Here is a 10,479-nt window from a genome sequence, read left to right as displayed (position 1 = left end):
GTAGTTGAGGTGGATGAATGAGTAGTTGAGGTGGATGAATGAGTAGTTGAGGTGGATGAATGAGTAGTTGAGGTGGATGAATGAGTAGTTGAGGTGGATGAATGAGTAGTTGAAGTGGATGAATGAGTAGTTGAAGTGGATGAATGAGTAGTTGAAGTGGATGAATGAGTAGTTGAGGCGCTGCACTACTCACCATATCTTATATATTCTAGAAAAAAGAATATTAACCACCTACATAGCACAAGCTTTCCCGTAGGGTACGCTGATAAACCAAGATTTTTAATTAATTTGGTTTACTTCCATCCGATCTAGTCATAACTGAACTGTATAGAATCAAATTGCAGGCTACTCCTATCTCCTGTTATGAATAAAATCCTACAGACTTTTTAGCTATTTTCATTCCACAATGTGAGCAGGGAGAAAATTCTGCGTGCCTCTTGACTCTCCAGTGAACTGGAGCATTCAAGATAAAAACAGTCGTTAATGCCTGTTGGTAGTCGGAGGACTCAGATGGATAACGCCACCTTAAAATTGCGTGGTATGAGTTGCGCTTCCTGTGCCAAAAACGTCGAGGATGCAATTCTTTCTGTCCCTGGTGTGCAGGAATGTAACGTCAACTTTGGGGCAGAACAAGCAACTATTAAGTATGATGCCAATACCACAGATTTACAAGTAATTCAAGATGCAGTCAGTGCAGCCGGTTATGCTGCTATTCCCCTGCAAGAACAAAACTTGATGCTGGGCGAAGATGATGCAGAGAAAAGGTATCGTCTGCAAGAATCTCGGAATTTGCAGCGCAAGGTGACAGTAGGCGGTATTATTAGTGCTGTGCTATTTATCGGCTCACTACCGATGATGACAGGGTTAAATCTGCCCTTAATTCCTGCATGGTTACATAACCCTTGGTGGCAATTATTATTAACTACTCCTATACAATTTTGGTGCGGTTATTCCTTCTATACCAATAGTTGGAAAGCTTTCCAGCGTCACACCGCCACAATGGATACTTTAATTGCTTTAGGTACAAGTGCCGCATATTTTTATTCTTTGTTTGTAACTCTATTTCCAGACTTCCTCATCAGTCAGGGTTTGAGTCCAGAGGTATACTATGAAACTGCTGCAATAGTTATTACCTTAATTTTACTGGGGCGGTTATTTGAAAGCCGCGCCAAAGGACAAACCTCAGACGCTATCCGTAAGCTTATTGGTTTGCAAGCCAAAACTGCCAGGTTAATTCGTCAGGGGAAAGAGGTAGATGTACCCATTGCCGAAGTGCAAATTGGCGATGTTGTCTTGGTGCGTCCAGGGGAAAAGATACCTGTGGATGGGGAAATTATTGACGGAACATCCACCATAGATGAAGCGATGGTGACAGGGGAAAGCGTACCTACCAAGAAGCAGCCAGGGGATGAGGTAATTGGTGCAACTATTAACAAAACTGGCAGTTTTACATTCCGGGCAACAAGGGTAGGTAAGGATACCGTATTGGCGCAGATTGTGCAATTAGTGCAGCAAGCTCAAGGTTCAAAAGCACCTATACAGAGATTAGCAGACCAAGTTACAGGCTGGTTTGTGCCTGTGGTGATGGCGATCGCAATTCTTACTTTCATCATCTGGTTCAATATCATGGGTAACATCACCCTGGCATTAATCACCACCATAGAAGTATTGATTATTGCTTGCCCCTGTGCTTTGGGTTTAGCGACACCCACATCTGTCATGGTAGGCACAGGTAAAGGTGCAGAAAACGGGATTTTGATTAAAGGAGCCGAAAGCCTAGAACTAGCACATAAAATTCGAGCGATCGTCCTAGATAAAACAGGCACAATTACCGAAGGTAAACCAACTGTCACCGACTTTATCACAGTCCAAGGCACAGCTAACAGTAACGAGATTAATTTACTGAAACTAGCTGCATCTGTAGAACGTAATTCTGAACACCCATTGGCAGAAGCAGTTGTCAGATATGCTCAATCTCAAGAAGCCAAATTAGTAGATAGCAGAGATTTTGCGGCAATTCCCGGTAGTGGCGTACAAGCAATAGTTGACAACCATCTGGTACAAATCGGCACACAACGCTGGATGGCAGAGATGGGAATTGATACTACAGCTCTAGAACAAGAGAAAGAGCGCCTAGAATATTTAGGTAAAACAGCCGTTTGGCTGGCAGTTGACAGAGAAATTCAAGCCTTGATAGGTATCGCCGATGCCATAAAACCAACTTCCCCCCAAGCGATAAAAGCCTTAAAAAAACTTGGTTTAGAAGTCATCATGCTCACAGGCGACAACCGCCGCACCGCCGAAACCATCGCCCGCGAAGTTGGTATCGAGCGCGTCTTAGCCGAAGTCCGCCCAGAACAGAAGGCGGAGGTGGTTAGGCAGTTGCAAGGGGGGATGAAGAGCAGAGGAGCAGGGGAGCAGAGGAGCAGAGGAAGCAGTATTTCCCCTTTCCCCTTTCCCCTTTCCCCTTTCCCCCAGTCCCTAGTCGCAATGGTTGGTGATGGAATTAACGACGCTCCAGCTTTGGCTCAGGCTGATGTGGGAATTGCCATTGGGACTGGGACTGATGTAGCGATCGCTGCTAGTGACATTACCCTAATATCCGGTGATTTGCAAGGCATTGTTACAGCAATTCAACTCAGTCGCGCCACCATGAATAATATTCGCCAAAACCTGTTCTTCGCCTTCATTTATAACGTTGCAGGTATTCCCATCGCCGCCGGAGTTCTCTTTCCTATCTTCGGTTGGTTACTCAACCCTATTATCGCTGGTGCAGCAATGGCATTTAGTTCGGTTTCTGTCGTTACTAATGCTCTACGTCTGCGTAAGTTTCAACCAAAAGTAATTGTCTAGGAGTGCCAATGTTCAGTAAAAAGGTAATTCTCGCCAGTATGCTTTGGGGATTAATGTTTGGTTTAGGTGCGAATGCAGCCATTGCTAATATCAACCATGACTCACCAAACACTCAGTTCCAGAGAATGGAACAACCACTAACAGTCAAAGCTGCCGTCACGGCTGGAGGTTTGGCATTAGTTTGTCTTGAGATATGGTGGTTTCTCCTGAGCAAACGTCAGTCGTAGGAGATAAGGGAGATGGGAGCAACCCACCCCTAGCCCCCCCAGGAGGGGAACACAGAAAAACTAATGACTAATGTTTAAAAAACTGCCAAAATGGCAACTCAAATAAGTATGACTTGGTTATCTTTATTAAAGATAAACGACTTCCAAGGTGTTGTTATCCTGACTTTTCACGTCATGTGGAAAAGCTAACGCTAGACCTAACCCCCCAGCCCCCTTCCCTAGTAGGGAAGGGGGAGAAATCAAAGCCTCTCTCCTTGTAGGAGAGAGGTTTGGAGAGAGGTCTTCCAGATCCCGTGAAAAGTCAGGTTGTTATCAGGGGCTACTAATAGAAATTCAATATTCAAAAAATATGACATTTGCTGCAACAGGAATCTCAATTTGTCAAGGCGTTGTCACTAACCTGCACATTGCCCCCCCAAATAAGAGATAACGCCTCTACATCTTCCTGAACACTACAGTAGCAAATGTCAGAGTGGGAGATAAAAGCGCTTGATATGCTTTCTCCCACTTTTTTTTATTAGTCATTAGTCAACAGTCATTAGTCAACAGTCAACAGTCCATAGTCAACAGTCATGAGTTTTTCTCCTCTGCTCCTCTGCTCCTCTGCTCCTCATCTCCCCCCACTCCCCCATCTCCCCCCACTCACTCATCTCCCCGTTCCCCTCCAGGGAGGGGCTAGGGGGGTTACTCCCTCATCTCCCCTACTTCCCTAACTCCGATTATCAATTTGTGCGCGTTGTAAACTGCCGGAAAAGTCTACGTAAACACTCTTCCATTCGGTGAAGACATCTAAGGCTGTGGTTCCGGCTTCGCGGTGTCCGTTACCTGTTTGTTTGACACCGCCGAAAGGTAGGTGTACTTCTGCGCCAATGGTGGGGCCGTTGATGTAGGTGATGCCGGCTTCGATATCGCGCATGGCGGTGAAGGCGCGGTTGATATCGCGGGTGTAAATTGAGGAGGATAGACCGTATTTAGTATCGTTGAGGATGGCGATCGCTTCCTCAAAGCTGCTAACCTCAATCAATGCCACTACTGGCCCGAATATCTCTTCACGGGCGACTCGCATATCCGGTGTAACTTTATCTAAAATCGTTGGTTGAAAGAAGTAACCTTGTGCTAATTGTCCATCGGTAGCTATTTCCCCACCAATTAAAATTTTAGCTCCTTCCTCACGGGCAATATTCATATATTCATGCACCCGTTGCAACTGACGATTATTGATGATCGGCCCGATATCTGTGTTAGCTTCTGTACCAGCACCTAAGCGTAGTTTGCTGGTACGTTCCAGCAGCATGGCTGTAAATTTTTCTTTGATGTCACGGTGCAAAATCAAGCGGCTGGTAGCTGTACATCTTTGTCCGGTTGTGCCGAAAGCTCCCCACAATGCGCCATCCAATGCCAGTTCTAAATCTGCGTCTTCCATCACCACTTGGGCATTTTTCCCGCCCATCTCCAAACAGACGCGCTTGTGCATTCTACCACAAGTCGCACCGACATCAGCCCCTGTTTCGGATGAACCAGTAAACGATACCAAATCAATATCTGGATGTTCAACTAAAGCCTTCCCCGCTTCTTCCCCCACTCCATGCAATAGGTTAATTACTCCTGGTGGTAAACCTGCGGTGGCGAAAATCTCAATTAATTTAGTAGCACAGGCGGGGGTATCTTCGGCTGGTTTGAGGATAACTGTATTACCACAAACTAAAGCCGGCATGGCTTTCCAGCAAGGAATAGCTACGGGGAAGTTCCAAGGAGTAATTAAAGCACAGACTCCAATGGGCATTCGCACAGTCATGGCAAATTTGTTGGGCATTTCCGAGGGGGTAGTTTGCCCAAACAGCCGCCGCCCTTCACCCGCGCTGTAAAAGGCACAGTCAATACCTTCTTGCACATCACCCCTAGCTTCGGCGAGAGGTTTGCCCATTTCCCGACTGATTAATTGGGCGAGTTCTTCTTTATGCTGGAGTAATAATTCGCCCACACGAAAGATATACTCGGCTCTAGCTGGGGCGGGAACTTTGCGCCAACTCTTATAAGCTTGACGGGCGGCGGCTACAGCCCTATCTACATCGTCAAATTGGGAACGAGGAAAAGTTGCAACGACTTCGTGCTTGTTCGCAGGGTTGTGACTATTGAGGACAGTTTCGGCGGCGGCGTTCAACCATTCACCGTTGATATAATTTTGGCAGTTTAAAGAAGTCATATTAATTAAAAATCTTGGTAATTGGTAATTGGTAATTGGTAAAAAACAACTATACTGTACGTAATTAGCCGAACTTGATATTACTCAGCACTGAACTGTCAACAGTCAACAGTCAACTGATAACTGATAACTGTTACTAATTTAAGGTACTAATGCCAAAACTCCTACTGGCGAACCTGAACCACCGCGTAGTCTGAGAATAGCGATCGCTAAATTACTCCCTTTTGCTGGTAATTGATGCAGGGTTGTTAAATTTTCTAACACTATACCTTGTTGTGCCAATACTAAGCGGTTAGTGGTGAAGCTGGTATCTTGTCCTGAATCTACATTGTGGGTATCAATTCCTACACCCGCAATTCGCCGTTCATTAGATATTTTTCTCATACCATCTTTAAATATAGCAGGGGACAGGAGACACCAGCCAGAAAAGCTAGTATTATCGACACTGGGCGGAAAGCGATCGCACCTGTACAATTCAATCTACTATGCAAGGTAGAGCCGATATCATTTCTTTCTTATGAAGAAGTAGTGTTAAAGTTTCTCTACGAAAGGCACAGCTAATAACTAATTGATAATGTTGAGCAATTTTTAATTCAAAACAGACATTTTCCAACATTTTATCAACTCAATATTACGCTAACCAATAGCATAAACATTTAATTTTGCAAATAAAATAACTAGATTTATTTAGATTAAAATCAGGTTATGTTTAGGTTAATAAAATTTAGATAGAGACAGATTTTAGTGTTTTCCCTGAAGCCTGCTGAATTTTTTAGAGCTATAATTTGGATAAAAACTATGATTTTATTTAAAATAATTAAGCATGGAAAAACCACTACTTTTAATTCTATGTACAGGTAACTCTTGCCGCAGTCAAATGGCAGAAGGTTTTTTAAAAGAATTAGCAGATGATTTATTAACATCACAAAGCGCAGGTCTCAACCCATCAGCACAAGTTCATCCTTTGGCTATTAAAGTTATGGAAGAAATCGGGATAGATATTTCCCACAACTATTGTAAGCATCTCAATTTATTTATAGATAAAAAAATTGACACTGTGATTACAGTATGCGATCATGCTGATCAAAGTTGTCCTGCCTTACCTGCGGTTGTCAAACGCCATCACTTCAGCTTTCCTGATCCGGCAGAAGCAAAAGGAACTGAAGCAGAGAAGTTGCAAATATTTCGCCGGGTTCGTGATGATATTAGCAAGATAATGTTGGCATATATAGCTGGGAGACGTGATGCCCTTCAATACGCTCAATCATAGTGATAGCGAGGCAATAATTTTAGGCAACCTATGCAAAGAAAGAAAAGTCCGGCTCAATCTCTGTTTTTTAATTGCGAATTGCTATTATGGCTATGTTAATTAACTCATCCAATTTGCCATTAACGATGTTTACTGCTTTAGCGGAGCGTAAAGATTTGTTGATGGCGTTGACAGATAGAATGGGACGTATTGAATGGGTTAATCAAGCCTTTGCTGAACGAGCAGGTTTACCAGTTGATGCGCTAACAGGACAAAAGTTTTTTACGGTAATTAGTTCTAACTCTCAGTTGAATGTTCATCAGACATATATTCGTGAACAACTATTGAAGGGAGAAAGTTTTAAGTTTGAGCTTTCTTATCAAACACATGATTTAAGAGAATGTTGGTTGTTAGTAGATGGGCAGCCTATACGCAATACAGAAGGCATAACCAGTAAGTATACTATCATGTCTTCTGATATTACCTTACGCAAGCTAACAGAAAAGAATTTAGAGCAAACTCGACAACGCTTGAAACGTTTAGTAGAGAGTGTTAAATTAGTCCCTTGGGAAGCTGTTGATGTCACTCGCCAATTTACTTACGTAGGGCCACAAGCAACTGAATTATTTGGTTATGATTTAGCTGAGTGGTATGAACCGAACTTTTGGTATTCACACGTTCATCCAGAAGATTTACCTCAAGTCATAACCCATCATCATACTGTTACCCAGGAGCAAGATGATTATATAGTGGAGTATCGGTTTCTCGCGGCTGATAGTAGATGGGTATGGTTAAAAGATATTGTCAATGTTGTGAAATCATCAGATGATGATACACAATTACTTGGTTTTTTAATAGATATTACCGGACGCAAACAAACAGAATTTTTGTTACATGAAGCGCTAGATAACCTAGCACAAACAAATCAGCAATTAGAAATGCGGGTACAGCGACGTACTATTGCTTTAACTCAAGAAAAGGAAAAATTAGAACAAGCTTTAGAGCAGTTAAAAAAGGCTCAATTACAATTGGTTCATAATGAAAAAATGTCTAGTTTGGGTCAACTTGTGGCTGGCGTTGCTCATGAGATTAATAATCCTGTGAATTTTATTTATGGAAATTTGATTCCAGCTAGAGAATATATCGAAAACTTGTTGCATTTATTAAAATGTTACCAACACCAATACCCGCACCCTCATCTTCCACTAAAAGCAGAAATTGAGGCAGTAGAACTCGAATTTATCATGGAAGATTTACCTAACTTGTTATCTTCTATGAATGTTGGTGCTGAACGAATTAGAGAAATTGTTTTGTCTTTGCGTAATTTCTCCCGTGTAGATGAAGCTGAATGTAAAAAAGTAGATATTCATGCGGGTATTGATAGCACTCTCATGATTTTACGTAGTCGCCTCAAATTTAAGTCTAATTGTTCAGAAATTCAAGTCATTAAGGAATATGGTCAATTACCACTAGTGGAATGCTATGCAGGACAGTTGAACCAAGTATTTATGAACATTATTGCCAATGCAATTGATGCTTTAGAAGAGTCATTAATTGAAAATAAAGCAATTAACAATCCTAGCATTCGCATTCGTACTGAAATTACAGAGGGTCAGCAAGTTATAATTCGCATTGCGGATAATGGCCCTGGTATTCGCGAGGAGATTAGAAAGCGCCTTTTTGATCCTTTTTTTACTACTAAAGCTATTGGCAAAGGCACTGGGTTAGGATTATCTATTAGTTACCAAATTGTAGTGGAAAAACATCAAGGTCAAATTGAATGTCACTCCCAATTAGGGCAAGGCACAGAGTTTGTGATTTCCATTCCTGCCAAACAAAATTATAGTAGGGGACAGGGGACAGGTGACAGGTGACAGAAATAAGAAATACAGAAGTTTCGCTATTTGTGAAATACTGTAGAGATTGACATGTAACGTCTCTACATGGTTTTGGGTTTTACGCTTGTACCTCATGTACCCAAAATATGCTGTAGGTGTTTATTCTCTAACAGGACTTACGCAACTGGCACTTGGGGTAGGGTGCGTCAGAGGTGGAAAATCCTTGAATGTGTAGGAAATTATTGGGGCTGACGCACCCTACTGGCGTGGCTGGCTTCCCTACACCCCTACACCCTTACACCCCAAACCAATGTTTTTGGGACATGTAAAAACCTACACCTGTCAGTGGGGTTTCTTCCCCTGCTTCCTCCGTTCGCGTAGCATCTCGCACAGAAGGACGAGGTTCACCGACCTTAACCTGACATTCCCGATGACCTTTAATAGTTCAGTAAATTTATTTTATTCGTTCTGAGTTGTGCATTAATCTTTAGAATTAAAATGCTTTGGGATAGTTGCTTAAGCAATGGCGGGAGGAAACTTAAACTGTGGATATTATAGATTTGTTTTACAAGGGCGGCCCGGCAATGTGGCCTTTACTGGCGCTGTCGATTTTATCTTTAAGTGTGATTTTTGAGCGGCTTTGGTTCTGGTTGAGAATTTTCTCACAAGAAAAGGCGATCGTTGATCGTGTCTTAGATGCAGCCCATGATAATTGGGAAATTGCGGCGGATATTGCTAGACAAGCTACAGATCAACCAATTGGTAGGTTTCTCTATGCTCCCTTACATTTACAAAAAACTGACGCAGAAACTTTTCGATTAGCGCTGGAGTCCTCAGCCGAAGATGAATTAGCGGGAATGCGCCGGGGTGAAAAGCTGTTAGAAGCTGTAATTGCCCTCGCACCTCTATTAGGACTATTGGGTACAGTTTTAGGTCTAATTCAGTCTTTGCGTTCAATTCGCATCGGTGATTTAGGAACTGAGTCTGCGGCTGGGGTAACTACTGGTATTGGTGAATCCTTAATTAGTACGGCAGCCGGGCTAATAGTTGCCATTGTTAGTTTAGTATTTTACCGATTATTCCAAAGTTTTGTGGTTAATCAAGTCAAAGTTTTTCGCAAAGCGGGGAATGAAATGGAGTTGTTATATCGCCAGTCTCCGCCGGATTTGAGTAACAGCACTTCAGCTATTGTCCGTGATAGTTTACCCAGTAAGACAAGTAGAGTTAAGTTTCCGCCACCTCCTGAACCACCGAGTTTAACTTAGTCAGGATGTAGGGGTATAGGGATAAAAATTTAGTCAAGATGAGGAGTTTTAGAGGTTCCCCTGCACCCTCACATCCTTATACCCGTACACCTCTTCCTAAAATCAAGAACGCAAATCTAGTATTCAACATAAACATAAAACGATGAAAGTTAATTTACATAGCCCAGTTGAAGAAGTACAAATTCAAATTATTCCTTTAATAGATGTTGTTTTTTGTATTTTGACGTTCTTTTTGTTAGCAGCTTTACAATTTACTCGACAGCAAGCTATTAATGTTGATTTGCCAAAAGCTAGTACTAGTACAGCCGCCAGCATCAATTCAACGGGGGGCAATTTAATTGTTACTATTGATGCTGTTGGTAATACTTATGTAGAAAAAGAACAGGTGAGAAGGGACGATTTGACACAAAGATTAAGACAGTATGTGCAAGCTAACCCTAATGGTGTTTTGGTGCTTAATGCTTCACGTACAGCTACTTATAACGATGTGGTGGAGACATTAGATTTACTGCGGCAAGTGGGAGGCGATCGCGTATCTTTAGGAATTATCCCTACTTCTGCTCAACCCCAACCCATTACACCCAATTTTCCCATTAATCCAGGTGTAGCACCCATACCCAACACTGCACCAGTCCCTGGAATTAATCCCCCACCCAGCGAACTCAATCCCAACTTACCCACAGATCCTAATCAACCCCCAACCGGACAAGGTACTATTCCAGTAGTTCCCCAGGTTCCCGTCGCACCGGGTAATAACCCTGCACCGCAACGGTGAGATAGGGGAGTGGGGGGAGATGAGGCAGAGTGGGGAGAATGGGGAGAGTGGGGAGAGGGTGGAGATAAG

General features: G+C 42.7%; 9 protein-coding genes. 6 read left to right on the top strand and 3 right to left on the bottom strand.

Annotated features, from left to right (window positions below; all coding sequences use genetic code 11):
- Positions 1 to 196 (bottom strand): hypothetical protein (locus H6G83_RS24620; RefSeq protein ID WP_190476800.1); only part of this gene is annotated, 196 nt, incomplete at its 3' end.
- A gap of 314 nt (positions 197 to 510) precedes the next feature.
- Between H6G83_RS24620 and H6G83_RS24615 the strand changes: the two genes are divergently transcribed.
- Both H6G83_RS24615 and H6G83_RS24610 read left to right on the top strand, forming a co-directional pair.
- The gene (locus tag H6G83_RS24615; protein ID WP_190476798.1) at positions 511 to 2,853 is read left to right on the top strand and encodes a heavy metal translocating P-type ATPase; all 2,343 of its coding nucleotides are present in this window, start codon (positions 511 to 513) and stop codon (positions 2,851 to 2,853) included.
- 8 nt (positions 2,854 to 2,861) lie between these two features.
- Positions 2,862 to 3,080 (top strand): hypothetical protein, encoded by a 219-nt coding sequence (locus H6G83_RS24610; protein ID WP_190476796.1) that lies wholly within the window; start codon positions 2,862 to 2,864, stop codon positions 3,078 to 3,080.
- Between the two features lie 709 nt (positions 3,081 to 3,789).
- On the opposite strand, the gene H6G83_RS24605 is transcribed toward H6G83_RS24610, so the two are convergent.
- Both H6G83_RS24605 and H6G83_RS24600 read right to left on the bottom strand, forming a co-directional pair.
- Positions 3,790 to 5,283 carry an aldehyde dehydrogenase family protein gene (locus H6G83_RS24605; RefSeq protein WP_190476794.1) on the bottom strand — a complete coding sequence of 498 codons (1,494 nt, stop codon included), beginning with the start codon at positions 5,281 to 5,283 and terminating at the stop codon, positions 3,790 to 3,792.
- Between the two features lie 141 nt (positions 5,284 to 5,424).
- Entirely contained in the window at positions 5,425 to 5,667 is a 243-nt protein-coding gene (locus tag H6G83_RS24600) for a cyclase family protein (RefSeq protein ID WP_242044791.1), read from the bottom strand.
- A gap of 439 nt (positions 5,668 to 6,106) precedes the next feature.
- On the opposite strand from H6G83_RS24600, the gene H6G83_RS24595 reads away from it, so the two are divergent.
- From H6G83_RS24595 to H6G83_RS24580, 4 genes are all read left to right on the top strand, one after another.
- Positions 6,107 to 6,553 (top strand): arsenate reductase ArsC, encoded by a 447-nt coding sequence (locus tag H6G83_RS24595; RefSeq protein WP_190476792.1) that lies wholly within the window; start codon positions 6,107 to 6,109, stop codon positions 6,551 to 6,553.
- 92 nt (positions 6,554 to 6,645) lie between these two features.
- On the top strand, positions 6,646 to 8,406 hold the full coding sequence (locus H6G83_RS24590; protein WP_190476812.1) for a PAS domain S-box protein: 1,761 nt from the start codon (positions 6,646 to 6,648) through the stop codon (positions 8,404 to 8,406).
- A gap of 509 nt (positions 8,407 to 8,915) precedes the next feature.
- Positions 8,916 to 9,635, top strand: coding sequence for a MotA/TolQ/ExbB proton channel family protein (locus H6G83_RS24585; RefSeq protein WP_190476790.1), 720 nt, complete (start codon positions 8,916 to 8,918; stop codon positions 9,633 to 9,635).
- Positions 9,636 to 9,777: 142 nt separating this feature from the next.
- A complete protein-coding gene (locus H6G83_RS24580) occupies positions 9,778 to 10,410 on the top strand; it encodes an ExbD/TolR family protein (RefSeq protein ID WP_190476789.1) in 633 nt (210 codons plus the stop codon).
- Positions 10,411 to 10,479: the final 69 nt, after the last annotated feature.

Origin of the sequence: Anabaena azotica FACHB-119 (assembly GCF_014697625.1) — a bacterium.
Classification (GTDB): Bacteria; Cyanobacteriota; Cyanobacteriia; order Cyanobacteriales; family Nostocaceae; genus Trichormus; species Trichormus azoticus_A.
The sequence above is the reverse complement of the archived record's forward strand: the minus strand, read 5'-3'. Positions and strand labels throughout refer to the sequence as shown.

Coding starts and splice junctions, on each gene's coding strand:
- H6G83_RS24615 (WP_190476798.1), top strand. CDS start 511: ATGGATAACGCCACCTTAAAATTGCGTGGTATGAGTTGCGCTTCCTGT.
- H6G83_RS24610 (WP_190476796.1), top strand. CDS start 2,862: ATGTTCAGTAAAAAGGTAATTCTCGCCAGTATGCTTTGGGGATTAATG.
- H6G83_RS24605 (WP_190476794.1), bottom strand. CDS start 5,283: ATGACTTCTTTAAACTGCCAAAATTATATCAACGGTGAATGGTTGAAC.
- H6G83_RS24600 (WP_242044791.1), bottom strand. CDS start 5,667: ATGAGAAAAATATCTAATGAACGGCGAATTGCGGGTGTAGGAATTGAT.
- H6G83_RS24595 (WP_190476792.1), top strand. CDS start 6,107: ATGGAAAAACCACTACTTTTAATTCTATGTACAGGTAACTCTTGCCGC.
- H6G83_RS24590 (WP_190476812.1), top strand. CDS start 6,646: ATGTTAATTAACTCATCCAATTTGCCATTAACGATGTTTACTGCTTTA.
- H6G83_RS24580 (WP_190476789.1), top strand. CDS start 9,778: ATGAAAGTTAATTTACATAGCCCAGTTGAAGAAGTACAAATTCAAATT.